Genomic DNA, 14,039 nt, shown 5'->3' with positions numbered 1-14,039 from the left:
GCCTAACGAGCGCGGATCACATGCTTGATTTCCTGAAAGGCCTGTAGCCCCCAGGGCCCCAGTTCACGACCGATGCTGCTCTGCTTGTAGCCGCCCCACGCCGTCTGGGGAAAGATCACCTGTGGCGCATTGATCCACACCAGACCGGCCTGCAGGGCATTGGCCACTTGCTCGGCATGCGCTGCATCCGCTCCCACTACGCTGGCCACCAGGCCGAACTCGCTGTCATTGGCCATTTCGATGGCCTGCTGCTCGTTGCTGAAACTGCGCACGCAGAGCACCGGGCCAAAGATCTCCTCACGCCATAGCGCACTGTCCAGCGGCACCTCGGTGAACACCGTGGGCTGGATGAAATACCCCTGCTGCAAGCCGGCCGGGCGGCCACCGCCGCAGACCAGCTTGGCCCCCACATTCAAGCCTTCCTCGATATGGGCCTGCACCCGCCGGTATTGCGCCTGATTGACCAGCGCGCCCATTTCCACCTCCGGGTCGAACGGGTCGGCCACACGAATGGCTTCGGCCCGGGCCTTGAGGCGCAACAGGAACTCATCGGCCAACTCATCGGCCACCAGCACCCGGCTGGTGGCCGAGCACATCTGCCCGGCGTTGAAGAAGCCGCCGCCACAGGCCAGCTCCACCGCCAGATCCAGATCGGCATCCGCCAGCACCAGCAACGACGACTTGCCCCCCAGCTCCAGGCTCACGCCCTTGACGGTTTCCGCCGCGCGTTGCATCACCTGGACCCCCACGGCGTTGCTGCCGGTGAAGGAGATTTTCGCCACTCGCGGGTCGGCTGCCAGGGGCGCGCCCACCGCCAGGCCGGTGCCGCAGACCAGGTTGAACACGCCCCGGGGCAAGCCGCTGCCGGCGATGATTGCCGCCAGTTCCAGCTCCGGCAAAGGGGTGACTTCGGAGGGCTTGAGCACCACGCTGCAACCGGCGGCCAGGGCCGGAGCGAGCTTCCAGGCGGTGGTGACCATGGGGAAGTTCCACGGCACGATCAGCCCGACGATGCCACAGGGCTCGCGGCGCAGGCGGGCACTGAAGGCCTCGCTGGGCAGTGCCACGTTGGCGTCCTGAGCGGCATCCAGGCCTTCGGCCAGCCCGGCGTAGTACTCGAAGGTGGCAATCACATCGTCCACATCCATGGCGGCCTCGAATTGCGGCTTGCCGTTGTTGCTCGACTGCAGGTGCATCAGTTGCTCCCGGCGTTCGGCCACCCCGGCCGCAATCCGTCGCAGGACCGCGGCACGTTCAGCCCCGCTGCTGTGCGACCAACGCGCAAGGCCGGCGCTGGCAGCGCACAGCGCCTGCTCCACGGCCTCGGGACCGCCACCGGCAACCTGGGCCAGTACGCCCTCGGTGCTAGGGTTGATCACCTGCAGATGCTCGCTGCCCGCCAACCATTGGCCGTCGATGTACAGCCCGTTCAACAGGGGTTGCGCGCTCATGCCTGTACTCCTTGGGTCCAGCGGTTCTGATCGACCTCTATCAGGGTCGGGCCCTGGCGATCCGCCGCCGAGCGCAGCGCCACGCGCAGTTGCTCGACGCTGTCGATGCGCTCGGCGGCGCAGCCCAGGCCCTTGGCCACGGCAATGAAATCCGGGGTGTAGATGTCGACGCCCACCGGCTCGATGGCGCGGTTGACCATGTATTTCTTGATCTCTTCGTAGCCCTGGTTATTCCACAGCAGGACGATGATCGGGGTGCGAGCCTCCACCGCGCAGGCCAGTTCCGAAAGGGTGAACTGCAAGCCGCCATCGCCGATCAGGCAGGCCACCGGCCGTCGCTGGCTGGCGTGCGAACCGCCGCCGAGCCAGGCGCCAATGGCCGCCGGCAAGGCATAACCCAGGGTGCCGTACCCGGTGGAGGAGTTGAACCAGCGTCGTGGCTGCTCGGGGTTGAAGGTCAGGTTGCCGCTGTACACCGGCTGGGTGGAATCGCCCACCAGGACAATATCCGGCAGTTCCTGGACCACGGTCTGCAGAAACAGGGTCTGGGCCTGGGTCGGGCCGTCCCAGAGCTGGCTCAGCTCACTGCGCAAGGCGGCGGCGCGGACCTGGCCCCAGTCGCTGCGACGCGCTGCCAATTCCAGCCCGGCAAGTTGCGCCAGCAGCGCTTCGGCAGCGATCCGGGCGTCGGCCACCAGTGCCACTTTCGGCGGATAGTTGCGCACGGTCTGGTCGGCATCGATATCGATACGCAGCAGGGTAGCGGGAATCTCGAAACCACCGGCGAAGGTCACGTCGTAATCGGTTTCCGCCAGCTCGGTGCCAATGGCCAAGACCACATCGGCCTCTGCCACCAGGGCCCGGGTCGCCACCATGGACTGGGTGGAACCGATCAGCAGCGGATGCGCCGAAGGCAGCATGCCCTTGGCATTGATGGTCAGGGCCACCGGCGCTTGCAACAGCTCGGCCAGGCGGGTCAGGGCCGGGGCGGCATCGATGGCGCCCCCGCCCGCGAGAATCAGCGGCCGCTTGGCACTGGCCAGCAGTTGGCTCATCTGCGCGACAGCGGCCGGGGCGGCGCCGGCGCGGGCGATCTGCACCGGCTCGCTGGTCAACAGGTGGTCGGCGTCCTGGACCAGCACATCGAGGGGAATCTCGATATGCACGGGGCGTGGGCGCCCGGCCTGGAACAGGGCAAAGGCCCGGGCCAGCACCGCTGGCAACTCGTCGGCACACATCAGGGTGTGGGAAAACGCCGCCACGCCACTGACCAGCGCACTCTGGTTGGGCAGCTCGTGGAGCTTGCCGCGCCCGCCCCCCAACTGGCTGCGGGCCTGCACGCTGGAGATCACCAGCATGGGAATCGAATCGGCGTAGGCCTGGCCCATGGCGGTGGTGATGTTGGTCATGCCGGGGCCTGTGATGATGAAACACACACCGGGCTTGCCGCTGGTTCGGGCGTAGCCGTCGGCCATGAAGCCGGCGCCTTGCTCGTGGCGCGGAGTCACATGATGGATGGGCGAACGGGCCAGGCCGCGATACAGCTCCACGGTGTGTACCCCGGGAATGCCGAACACCTGCTCGACGCCATAACCTTCCAGTAGCTTGACCAGTACTTCACCGCACGTCGCCATCTCATCGCCCTTCTTATTGGAGGAAAACCGCACGTCGGCCACAGGCTGGAAAACGCCTGCGGGCGCCGATAGAGGGGCTATTGGAACGGTGGGCCTGTAGCCGCAACAATGGATAAAAAGTCATACTAGCCATGTCCCCACGTCATGCCTCGGCCAGCCATGAAACGCCTTCCTCCCTTGCCCGCGCTGCACACTTTTCTGATCACCGCCCAGTGCTGCAACTTCACTCGCGCCGCCGAGCAGTTGCACATCACCCAGGGAGCGGTGAGCCGGCAGATCGCCGGGCTGGAAAGTCACCTGGGCTATCCGTTGTTCCTGCGCCAGGCCCGGGGCCTGAGCCTCACGGCCGAGGGGCTGGAATGGCTGCCACGGGTGCAGCAGGTGTTCGAAATGATCAATGGCGCGGTGGACGAGATCGGCGGCCAGAAGCGCAACCTGCGGCTCAAGGCCCCGACCTGCGTGATGCGCTGGCTGCTGCCGCAGTTGCTGCAGTGGCAGAAGGAGCGCCCCGATGTACCGGTGCAGCTGACCACCACCATTGCCCATGGCGTGGATTTCGGCCGCGAGCCGTTCGACGCCGCGGTCATGTACGGCGCGCCACCGGCACCGACCCTGGGCTCGCGACACCTGTTCAATGAACAGCTGACTCCGGTCTGTTCCCGGCCCCTGCTGGAAGGCCCGGTGCCGCTGACGAGCCCCAGAGACCTGCAACAGCACCTGCTGCTGCACCCCTCCCATGATCAACGGGACTGGCAAACCTGGCTCAAGGCCGCTGGCACGCCCCTGGACACCCTGGGCAAGGGCCAGCACTTCGAGACCCTGGACCTGGCGATGTCCGTGGCCTCCCAGGGCACAGGCGTGGCGATTGGCGACTGGGCATTGATTGGCGATGACCTGAGTGCCGGGCGGCTGGTCATGCCCTTTGAATTGAAGGTGCCGACAGGGCAGGCGTATTACCTGGTGTACCCGGAGCGCCCGGGGCCTTCGCCGGCCCTGCAGGAACTGCTGGACTGGCTGGTGGAACAGGCCCGGCAGCGCTGAAATACCGGCAGACAGCGAAAAGCCCCGCGAGGGGCCTTCAACGCTTGCCGGAACAACCCGTTAGCCGCCTGCAACAGGCGGCTAACGGGTCAATCGGCCAGTGATCAGTAACCGACGGTGAAACGCTGACGGCTATGAGCCGGCTTTTCCACCTCGTCGAGCATGGCGATGGCGTAGTCGGCAAAAGTGATCCAGCTACGGCCCTCTGCGCTGACCAGCAGGTCGTCCTGGCCCAGGCGGAAGTGCCCGGTACGCTCACCCTCGACGAACTCCGCCGATGGCGAAAGGAAGGTCCAGTCCAGGTCCTGCTCCTTGCGCAGGGTCTCCAGGTACACCCCGCCGGCGCTGGCTTCGGCCTTGTATTCCTCCGGGAAGCCCGGGCTATCGATGACCTTGCTGCCACCCGGCAGCAACAGCGAACCGGCACCGCCTACCACCAGCAGGCGCTTGACCCCAGCCTTTTTCACCGGGTCGATGATGGCATTGGCAGCGATGCTGGAAAAATGCGCCGCGCTGATCACCACATCGTGACCGGCCACCGCCGCTTGCAGCGCGGCGCTGTCGGCCACATCCACATCGCGGCTGACCACGCCGGCACGCGAACCGATCTTCGCCGTGTTGCGGGCGATGGCGGTCACGCTGTGGCCGCGACGCAGGGCTTCTTCCAGCAGTTGGCTACCGGCACGGCCGGTGGCACCAATGATTGCGATCTTGCTCATGACATGTCTCCAGTTGGCTAAGAGAGTACAGAGGCATCCGCCCCCACAAGGGAGCGGGTCAAACCGTTTTCACCACTTCATTTCGCCCTTGGCGACCTTGGCGCTCAGCTCCAGGGAGCTGTCCTCGCCCAGGTCCGGGTAACGCTTTTTCATGGCCGCGATCAGCTCGGCGGAATCCTTGGCCTTGGCGGTTTCCTCGTCGAAGGCCTTGATGTAGTCCGCGGTGAAGTGCACCGGGGCCAGGGAACGCGCGCTGTCACCGAGGAAGTGCCCGGGGATCACGATCTTGGGTTGCAGGCTGTCGATGGTCTTGAGGGTAGCCAGCCAGTCCGCATGGGACTGCGGGGTCTGGGTGTCGGCCATCCACACGTGGATGTTTTCCGCGACCACCACGCCACCGACCACCGCCTTGATCGACGGGATCCACACAAAGCTGCGGTCCGGCTGCTTGCCGTCCAGGCCAATGACGTCGAGCTTCTGCCCTTCCAGGGTCAGGCTGTGGCCCTTGAGCACGCCCGGCACGATGGTCTTGGCCGGTACGTCAGCACCCATTTTCGGGCCCCAGAACGCCAGCTTGCCATCCACCGTGGCCTTGATGTGATCCACGGTCGGCTGCGAAGCCACCACCTTGGCGTCGGGGAAGGCGGCGGTCAGGGTGTCGAGGCCGAAGTAGTAGTCCGGGTCACCATGGCTGATGTAGATGGTGGTCAAGTGCTTGCCGCTGGCGCGGATCTTGTCCACCAGTTGCTGGGCCTGGGACTTGCCGAACTGGGCGTCCACCAGGATCGCGTCCTTCTTGCCGCTGACCAGCACCGAGGTCACCGGGAAGATTGCGTTGGCGCCCGGGTTGTAGACATCCAGGCTCAGGGTCGGCTCGGCGGCCGCGGCATGGGCGGCAAAGCCCAGGGTGGCAGTGGCCAGCAGCAAGCGTTTGAGTGAAGTGAATCCGATCATGAGGGCAGCTCCGGCATCTGTTGGCTGGGTTGGGATGGACAGAGCTTAGTTGCCAGACTCGTTACAAAAAATGCGATGCTTGAACATAGTTTGTTTCTGAAAGCGGGCAAATCATGGATCGTCTCCAAGCAATGCGGGTCTTCGTCACCGTCGTCGACCTGGGCAGTCAGTCGGCCGCCGCCGATCACCTGGACCTGTCGCGTCCGGTGGTGTCACGTTATCTGGCGGAATTGGAGGACTGGGTCGGCGCCCGGCTGATGCACCGAACCACGCGCAAGCTCAGCCTGACCGCCGCCGGCGGTGAGATCCTGCCCCGCTGCCGGCAGATGCTGGAGCTGTCCAGCGACATGCAGGCCGCGGTCGGCGAGCCGGACGATGCACCCCGCGGCCTGCTGCGCATCAGCGTCAGTACCTCGTTCGGCCAGTCGCAACTGGCGGATGCCGTGGCCGACTACGTCAAGCGCTACCCGGGGGTCAGCATCGACCTGCAGATGCTCGATCGCACGGTAAACCTGGTGGATGAACGCATTGACCTGGCGATCCGTACCAGCAACGACCTGGACCCGAACCTGATCGCCCGGCGCCTGACGGTCTGCCGCTCGGTGATCTGCGCCTCGCCGGCCTATCTGCGAGAGCACCCCGCGCCCCAGCGGGTGGAGGAACTGAACCGGCACAACTGCCTGACCCACTCCTACTTCGGCAAGAGCCTGTGGCATTTCGAACAGGATGGCGAACAGGTATCGGTGCCGGTGCAGGGCAACATCAGCGCCAACGAGGCCAGCACGCTGCTGCGCACCACCATGGCCGGCGCCGGGATCGCCATGCTGCCCAGCTACCAGGCCGGTGAGTACATCAAGCGTGGAGAGCTGGTACGCCTGCTGCCCCACGCCGAACCGCGCACGATGAACATGTACGCGGTCTATGCCTCGCGCAAGCACATGCCGGCGACCTTGCGCAGCATGCTCGACTTCCTGGTCCTCAGGTTTCCCCAGCAACCGCTCTGGGACGAAGGTTTGTAGATAGATGCACGGCGCTGGCCAGGCTGCTCGATCCAACTGCTGAATACCCTGCCAAACAGGCCGGGCAAGCCCACGCAACTGACCTATGCTGATAACAGTACCCCTTTAAACCAAAGGGGTATGGGTTCAGAGGTCGTTGCCATGAACGTCAAGACAAGAAGGTACCTGGCCATCTTCATGACCTGCACCGTGACCCTGGCGCTATACGGTACTGCCGCTTATCGCGTGGAGCAGGCGCGCATGCAACCGCGCAACTACGCCAGTTGCAACCTGGAGCGCTGCATGCCCCACAACGCCACCTTGAACGCCCTCAGGTGAGCGTCAGCGAATCGGCGTCCCCGGCCTGATCGGCCTTCAGGCGGTCGCGAAATACCTTGGGCGAGATCCCCTCCCGGCGCCGGAACAGCCGGGTGAAGTTGGTGGGGTCGGAAAACCCCAGGTCCGCGGAAATCTCGTAGATGGTCATCCCGGTGTAGGTCAGCAGCCGCTTGGCTTCCAGTAGCTGGCGTTCGTGCATGATCTGCAGCGCGGGCTGCCCTGCCAGTTCACGGCAGGTGCCGTTGAGGTGCGACACGGAAATGCCCAGCTTGTGGGCCAGGTCCTCGACCTTCACATGCTCGCGGTAATGGGCTTCCACCAACTGGATGAAGCCATTGAAATACTCACGGGCCCGCTGGGGACGCCGGCTGGCACTGCTGCGCTGCAACGCCTGGCGCCCGACCCAGACCACAATCATGCTGACCAGCGCATGCATGAGCATTTCCCGGGCCGGCTGCTGCCCCTGGTACTCCTGCTGCAAGGCGGCGAACAAACCGTTCAGGTACGCCTCGTCTGCCCCCGTCGGATACCCCTCGGGCCTGGCCAGGGTATTTTGCCCCTGCCCCAGTTGGGTTTGCAGATGGCTTACCAGCGGCGCTGCCAGCGTCACCACATAACCTTCTATGTCTTCGGAAAACCGGAAGCCATGGACCGACAGCGGCGGCAGGACCTGGACCATCGATTTGTCCAGCAGGGTACGCTGGCCTTCGATCTCCAGTTCCGCCTGCCCACGGTATACAAACAGCAACTGGCAGAGGTCGGCATGCCGATGGGGCTTGATTTCCCAATGGTGCTCGCGGCTGCGCTGGCTGATGGGCTCGCAATGAAGCAGGTCCGGGGTAGGCCAGTCCAGGCTCTCGCCATAGAGCTTGAACACCGGAATCGACGCAAGGGCAGGCTTGTTCATCACTACAGTCCAGGCCTCAGTGTGACGGGCGACGGGGGCGCCAGCGGGCGAACCATCAGACAACCGCCAGGGCTCTTCGATAAACGAATACGCCCGGGCGAAATGCAAGCAACAGCAACATCAATGGACATTGACCGGGCCGGTGTTCAGAGCACCAGCCCAGTGCCGGGCACTATACAGAATGCGTCCCATTACCAGCTAATTCCCGCCGAATAATCTGCGTTTTCGTCTGACCGCCCAGGTCTTCACAGAGCATCGTTCCCATCAGTTAAGCCCAGATGAAAAATCCCCGGAGACTTCCTTGTATGGCTATCTAGTAGGCTCCTATCTAGTACACTGAAGCGCACTTCCACCGGCCTTGCTCCGCCGGGTCAATCTCTGCCCGCAGGTTCTTTCGTGACCCACTTCCAACAGCCCGTCTCGCCCAAACCGGCCATTCGCAGCGTGTTGATCGCCCTGATGCTCGCGATCTTTCTCGGCGCCCTGGACCAGACCATTGTCGCCGTCTCCATGCCGGCCATTTCCGCCCAGTTCAAGGACGTCGGCCTGCTGGCCTGGGTGATCTCCGGCTACATGGTGGCGATGACCGTGGCAGTGCCCATCTACGGCAAGCTCGGCGACCTCTACGGCCGCCGCCGCTTGATGCTGTTCGGCATGGGGCTGTTCACCCTGGCCTCGCTGTTCTGCGGCCTGGCACAGAACATGGAGCAACTGGTGCTGGCGCGGATTTTTCAGGGTATCGGCGCCGGCGGCATGATCTCCGTGAGCCAGGCCATCATTGGCGACATAGTTCCGCCTCGGGAGCGCGGTCGCTACCAGGGCTACTTCAGCAGCATGTACGCAGTGGCCAGCGTCGCCGGCCCGGTGCTGGGCGGCTACATGACCGAATTCCTTTCCTGGCGCTGGGTGTTCCTGATCAACCTGCCTCTGGGCCTGGGCGCCTGGTGGGTGGCGCATCGCACTCTGATCGGGCTGCCGGTGCCCCAGCGCAAGCCGATCATCGACTACCTCGGTACCGTGCTGATGATCATCGGCCTGACCGCCCTGCTGCTGGGTATCACCCAGGTAGGCCAGGGCTATTCCTGGCGCAGCGCCGAAGTGCTCGATCTGCTGGCCATCGCGGTCATCGTCCTGGCACTGTTCGTCTGGCATGAGCGCCGGGCCCGGGAACCCCTGCTGCCGATGCACCTGTTCACCAACCGCAACGCGCTGCTGTGCTGGTGCACGATCTTCTTCACCAGCTTCCAGGCCATTTCCCTGATCGTGCTGATGCCGCTGCGCCTCCAGAGCATCACCGGCGCCGGGGCCGACAGTGCCGCCCTGCACCTGCTGCCGCTGGCCATGGGCCTGCCAATGGGCGCCTATTGTGCCGGGCGCCTGACCTCGGTCACCGGGCGCTACAAGCCGATGATCCTCAGTGGCGCGCTGCTGATGCCGCTGTCGATCCTCGGCATGGCCCTGGTGCCGCCGCAGTCGGAGCTGCTCAGCGGCCTGTTCATGCTGCTCTGCGGGATCGCCGGCGGCATGCAGTTCCCCACCTCCCTGGTGGGCACGCAGAACTCGGTGGAGCAACGGGATATCGGCGTGGCCACCAGCACCACCAACCTGTTCCGCGCCCTCGGCGGGGCGGTGGGCGTGGCGCTGATGTCGGCGTTGCTGCTGGCCTTGCTCCAGGATTCCAGCCTGGCCCATCTCGGTGGCGCCGGGCTGATGGTTGAAGGGCACTCCGGCAATGCCCTGCTGGAAGGCCTGAACGCCGCCCCCGGCCCGGCGCGGGACGCCTTGCGAGCCGAGTTGCTGACGACCTTCAAGCATCTGTTGCTGGTCAGTGCCGGGGTATCCCTGCTGGGGCTGGCAGCGGCGATCGCCATGCCCAATCGCCTGCTGCGCGGTCGTGAAGACAAGGCGCGTTAACCCACCCCGAGCTCCTGTAGCCGCTTTGGTCGAAGCGCTCCAGCCTTTGCTGAAGCAGCCTGCGGCAGCGGCTGCAGGGCAGCATGATCAAGGGCTGTAGTAGCCCACCGCAACCAGCAGATTCCCTACTTTGCGCAGGTAGGCGTGCTTGTCCTCCACCTTGCCGGTCACCGGGTTCTTCCAGCGGTATTGGTATTCGCCCTGATCCTCGCGAGCCATGAGCGCCAGCATCGGCTCGCCCACCGGCTTGCCTTCGGGATCCCTGATCTTGGCGAAGTCGGTGTTGAGCAAACGCAGGTTGGTGCCATGGGCCAGGTAGCGCCGGCTGTCCATGTCCACCACGAACACGTACAGATCGTCTTCAAGAAAACCGCCCTGCAACTGGTTGATCGCCTTGAGCGTGCCGTTGCGGTCCGTGCTCAGGGCCGTGGCTGCCCTCTCCAGCAATGCCCTGGCCTGCTCGGCCGACGCCCGGGGCTGGTAGTAACCCACCGCCAGGATGCGTTCGCCGACCCGCTGGAAATACACATGCTTGCGCTCGATCTTGCCGTCGGCCCAGTTCTGCCAGCGGTACTCGGCCTGCTGGATGCCATTGCCCTCGGGCGTCTTCAACGCTTGCTTGAACGCCTTGCGCAGGTCCGGCCCCAGGACTTGCGACACATCACGGCCAATCAACGCCGACGAGGGACCGCCACTGGCCAGCATCACGCCTTGGGTATCCACCACGAACACATAGCGGTCGTGGTCGACGAACTCGCCCTGGCGGCTGAAGGCAGCGAATGCCTTGTCGCCCTGATCGTGGTAGTAGCCCAGGGCCTTTTCCAGCAGCGCCCGGGCCGCCGCGCCATCATCCACCGACGGCGCCGCCTGCAGCGGGCCCAAGCACAACAGCAGCAGCCAGCCCACCCAGGTATTTCCAAGCCACAGTCTCATCGCCCGCTCCTCGTTCGTGTTGGCGTTCGAAGAGCGTAGACGGCTGCAGGATATGCGGAAACATTCAGCACACGGGGGGTGAACCGACGCCTTCCCACGCCAGGCGTGGGAAGGCGGCCCCCATCAAGGGCGGGTGTTGATCTGCTGCTGCAGGTTCTGGATCTGGCTTTGCAGCGTGTTGATGTTGCGGGTCACCTGGCCGCGAAAGGCGTCGAACTCGGCAGTGCTGGCACCGTTTTGCGCAGCGGCGGGACGGTTGTCCTGCTGGCTCTTGAGCACGATCAGGTCCTGTTCCAGACGCTCGATGGCGGCGCTCGGATTGCCCTGTTTCTTCAGCGTGGCCAGGTCGGCGCCCAGGCTCTTGAGCTGGGCATCGACCTTGCCATTGTCGATCTGGGCGCTTTTCAGGCTCGCCAGTTCACCGCTCAAGGCTTTCACCTGAGCCTGCAACTGGCTGTTGGCTGCTTGCTGTTCGGCGGTCTGCGCGCTCATCTGCGCCAGGCGCTTGTCCAGATCGGTGGCCTGCCCCGCCACGCCCTGCTGCTGTCGGCTCTGGTCCTGCAGGCGGCTCTCCAGTTGCTTGATCTGCAGCTTCAGCGCTTCACTGTCCGTGGTGACATTGGTCTGGCTGGCCACCACCTTGCCGGAGATGTCCTGCAGGCGTCCGGCCGCTTCCTCACTGATCCTGGCGAAGCTTTCCTGGGTCGCCACCAATTGCTGTTCCATCAGCGAAATCTGCTGGAAGCTCCACCAGGCAAGGCCGATGAAGGCAAAGAACAAGGCGCCCACCAATGCCCAGAGCGGGCCGGTGCTGGGGCTCTTGACCTTGACTACCGGCGTGCCGCGCGAATGCACGGAGGTACGCTCGCGGGCAGCGCTGGTGGTGGGGAAGACATCGTCGTCGAGAGGATCGGCGCGCAGACTGGGAACGTCGTCGAAGTCATCGTTTGCATCGTTACGCATGGGGCAACCTTTGTGAAACGCGGTGGTGGCTGAGTGCGGCGAGTATAAACCGCTAATCCGCCCGGCCAATGGACCGGGCCGGGCAAACTCGGTTCAGTCTTTGGTTTCAGCTTATGTCCTGGGCTTTCCACCAGGCGCAGAACTCATCCAGGGCCGCCCACAGGCTGACCTTGGGCTCATAGCCGAGATAATGCCGGGCACGGCTGATATCCAGGGTGAAATTCTTGTTCATGACCTGCATTCCCAGGCGCGACAGAGTTGGCTCCGGTCGCCCCGGCCAGAGCTTGCAGAAACCTTCGTTGAGCGCCGCCACGCCATAGGCCAGGCCGAAGGAGCGATAACGGGTGACTTGCGGCACCTGCATCTGGCGCATCACATAATTGACCACATCCCACAAAGGCACCGGTGTGCCGTTGCTGATGTTGTAGGCCTTGCCCAAGGCCGAGCCGCTGGCGTGCAGGCTGCTGAACAACGCCTCGTTGAGGTTGTGCACACTGGTGAAATCGACCTTGTTCAGGCCGTTGCCGACAATGGCCAGGCGGCCCTTGCGCTGCATCTTCAACAGCCGCGGGAAGATGCTCATGTCGCCGGCGCCGGTGACGAAGCGCGGGCGCAGGGCAAGCACTTCAAGGCCGAACTCCTGGGCGCCGAAGACCTTTTGCTCGGCCAGGTACTTGGTGGCCGCATAAGGATGCCGGAAGCGCTTGGGCACTTGTTCCTCGGTCAACCCCAGGTGATCCCGGCCGTCGAAGTAGATCGAGGGCGAAGACAGGTGCACCAGCCGCTGCACCCGCTGCTTGAGGCAGGCTTCGACCACGTTCTCGGTGACCAGCACATTGCCCTGGTGGAAGTCCTGGTAGCGCCCCCACAAGCCCACGGCACCGGCGCAATGCACCACGCTGTCGACGTCGCGGCACAGCTCGCGCACCAGATCGGCATCGCTCAGGTCACCCTGGACGAACTCAGCGCCACGGCGCACCAGATGCTCCACGGCTTCGGCGCGACGGCCATTGACCCGCACCTCCAGGCCCTGCTCAAGGGCAAAGCGGGCGAAGCGCCCGCCGATGAAGCCGCTTGCGCCGGTAACCAGAATCTTCATGAAATATTCCTAAGAAAGCAGTGACGAGCTACGAGCTACAAGCTGCAAGTTAAAAATCAGTGCGCAAGCTGTCTACTTGCAGCTTGTCGCTTGACGCTGACGGCTGCTCCCAGGGCACCAGCCATTGTGCCGACAAACGTGCCAGGTGCTCGGTGAGCAGCCCCAGCAATTGGCCGCCGTTGCGCCAATGATGCCAGTACAGCGGCACATCGATGGGTTTATCCGGCAACAGTTCCAACAGCAGGCCCCGCTCGAGCTGCTCGCGGACCTGCAACTCGGGCACCAGCCCCCAGCCCAGGCCGGCCTCGGTCAGGCGAATGAAGCCCTCGGAAGACGGGCACAGATGATGCTCGAAAGCACCGTCCACGCCCAGGGAAGCCAGGTAGCGATGCTGCAGGAAATCGTCGGGGCCAAACACCAGCGCCGGTGTGCGCGGCAACTGCTCGGCACGCACGCCCTGGGGAAAATGCCGGGCGATGAATTCCGGGCTGGCCATGGCCCGGTAGCGCATGGCCCCCAGCAGCAGGCTGCGGGCCCCGGCCACCGGGCGCTCGCTGGCACAGACGCAGGCCGCCACTTCCCCGGCGCGCATGCGCTTGAGGCCGACGGTCTGGTCTTCCACCACCAGGTCCAGGAGCAGATGGTGCTCGGCGCAAAAATCGCCCACTGCGCCAGCCCACCAGGTGGCCAGGCTGTCGGCGTTGAGGGCGATGCGCAAGCGCTCCGGCAGGCCCTCCTCGTCCAGCGCCGGCACCAGGCTTTGCAGGTCGCGCTCCAGCAGGCGCACCTGCTGCACATGGTTGAGCAGGCGCCGGCCGATTTCCGTCGGCGCCGGCGGCGTCACCCGCACCAGCACTGGCTGGCCGACCCGGGCCTCCAGCAGTTTGATCCGCTGGGAAATCGCCGACTGTGACAAACCCAGCACCTGGGCCGCCCGCTCGAACCCTGCCTGCTCGATCACTGCGGCCAAGGCCGAGAGCAACTTGTAGTCGAACATCAGTTTTCCTAATGAGAGATCAGCAATATTGGTTTTTCTTATACAACCTGGGCCGGGAAAATAGCCAGCGTAAAGCCTCAGCAATGCCTC

At 64.5% G+C, this 14,039-nt stretch carries 13 protein-coding genes; 4 read left to right on the top strand and 9 right to left on the bottom strand.

Annotated elements, in window-relative coordinates:
• Positions 1-2: 2 nt before the first annotated feature.
• Together F6S12_RS03585 and F6S12_RS03580 are read right to left on the bottom strand one after the other, a co-directional pair.
• Positions 3-1,451 carry an aldehyde dehydrogenase family protein gene (locus F6S12_RS03585; protein WP_011063065.1) on the bottom strand — a complete coding sequence of 483 codons (1,449 nt, stop codon included), beginning with the start codon at positions 1,449-1,451 and terminating at the stop codon, positions 3-5.
• Positions 1,448-3,085: a 5-guanidino-2-oxopentanoate decarboxylase gene (locus tag F6S12_RS03580; protein ID WP_161466176.1), complete on the bottom strand. Its 1,638-nt coding sequence runs from the start codon at positions 3,083-3,085 to the stop codon at positions 1,448-1,450. Before F6S12_RS03580 ends, F6S12_RS03585 begins: the two co-directional genes overlap by 4 nt.
• Before the next feature lie 159 nt (positions 3,086-3,244).
• Between F6S12_RS03580 and F6S12_RS03575 the strand changes: the two genes are divergently transcribed.
• Complete coding sequence (locus F6S12_RS03575; protein WP_315868714.1) at positions 3,245-4,126, top strand: LysR substrate-binding domain-containing protein; 882 nt, start codon at positions 3,245-3,247, stop codon at positions 4,124-4,126.
• A gap of 104 nt (positions 4,127-4,230) precedes the next feature.
• Here F6S12_RS03575 and F6S12_RS03570 read toward each other — a convergent pair whose 3' ends face one another.
• Together F6S12_RS03570 and F6S12_RS03565 are read right to left on the bottom strand one after the other, a co-directional pair.
• Entirely contained in the window at positions 4,231-4,845 is a 615-nt protein-coding gene (locus F6S12_RS03570) for an NAD(P)-dependent oxidoreductase (RefSeq protein WP_011063068.1), read from the bottom strand.
• Positions 4,846-4,914: 69 nt separating this feature from the next.
• A complete protein-coding gene (locus tag F6S12_RS03565) occupies positions 4,915-5,799 on the bottom strand; it encodes an MBL fold metallo-hydrolase (protein ID WP_169891996.1) in 885 nt (294 codons plus the stop codon).
• 113 nt (positions 5,800-5,912) lie between these two features.
• Between F6S12_RS03565 and F6S12_RS03560 the strand changes: the two genes are divergently transcribed.
• Together F6S12_RS03560 and F6S12_RS03555 are read left to right on the top strand one after the other, a co-directional pair.
• Positions 5,913-6,818, top strand: a complete 906-nt coding sequence (locus tag F6S12_RS03560; RefSeq protein ID WP_011063070.1) for a LysR family transcriptional regulator — start codon at positions 5,913-5,915, stop codon at positions 6,816-6,818.
• A gap of 141 nt (positions 6,819-6,959) precedes the next feature.
• Positions 6,960-7,136, top strand: a complete 177-nt coding sequence (locus F6S12_RS03555) for a hypothetical protein (protein WP_015636796.1) — start codon at positions 6,960-6,962, stop codon at positions 7,134-7,136.
• On the opposite strand, the gene F6S12_RS03550 is transcribed toward F6S12_RS03555, so the two are convergent.
• Positions 7,129-8,043 (bottom strand): helix-turn-helix domain-containing protein, encoded by a 915-nt coding sequence (locus F6S12_RS03550; RefSeq protein ID WP_011063072.1) that lies wholly within the window; start codon positions 8,041-8,043, stop codon positions 7,129-7,131. The two genes, F6S12_RS03555 and F6S12_RS03550, sit on opposite strands and share 8 nt — an antisense overlap.
• A gap of 396 nt (positions 8,044-8,439) precedes the next feature.
• Here F6S12_RS03550 and F6S12_RS03545 point away from each other — a divergent pair, with 396 nt between their 5' ends.
• Positions 8,440-9,957, top strand: coding sequence for an MDR family MFS transporter (locus tag F6S12_RS03545; protein WP_315868713.1), 1,518 nt, complete (start codon positions 8,440-8,442; stop codon positions 9,955-9,957).
• Between the two features lie 87 nt (positions 9,958-10,044).
• Here the strand turns inward: F6S12_RS03545 and F6S12_RS03540 are convergent, their stop codons facing one another.
• The 4 genes from F6S12_RS03540 to F6S12_RS03525 all read right to left on the bottom strand — a co-directional run bounded on the left by F6S12_RS03540 (position 10,045) and on the right by F6S12_RS03525 (position 13,949).
• The gene (locus tag F6S12_RS03540; protein ID WP_015636798.1) at positions 10,045-10,890 is read right to left on the bottom strand and encodes a cache domain-containing protein; all 846 of its coding nucleotides are present in this window, start codon (positions 10,888-10,890) and stop codon (positions 10,045-10,047) included.
• A gap of 123 nt (positions 10,891-11,013) precedes the next feature.
• Positions 11,014-11,853, bottom strand: a complete 840-nt coding sequence (locus F6S12_RS03535) for a hypothetical protein (protein ID WP_015636799.1) — start codon at positions 11,851-11,853, stop codon at positions 11,014-11,016.
• Between the two features lie 106 nt (positions 11,854-11,959).
• On the bottom strand, positions 11,960-12,952 hold the full coding sequence (locus tag F6S12_RS03530; RefSeq protein ID WP_011063076.1) for an NAD-dependent epimerase/dehydratase family protein: 993 nt from the start codon (positions 12,950-12,952) through the stop codon (positions 11,960-11,962).
• 49 nt (positions 12,953-13,001) lie between these two features.
• On the bottom strand, positions 13,002-13,949 hold the full coding sequence (locus F6S12_RS03525; RefSeq protein WP_315868712.1) for a LysR family transcriptional regulator ArgP: 948 nt from the start codon (positions 13,947-13,949) through the stop codon (positions 13,002-13,004).
• Positions 13,950-14,039 lie beyond the last annotated feature (90 nt).

The sequence above is a fragment of the Pseudomonas sp. JV245A genome (assembly GCF_032424515.1).
GTDB lineage: Bacteria > Pseudomonadota > Gammaproteobacteria > Pseudomonadales > Pseudomonadaceae > Aquipseudomonas > Aquipseudomonas protegens.
This window is presented reverse-complemented; position numbering and strand designations above follow the sequence as displayed.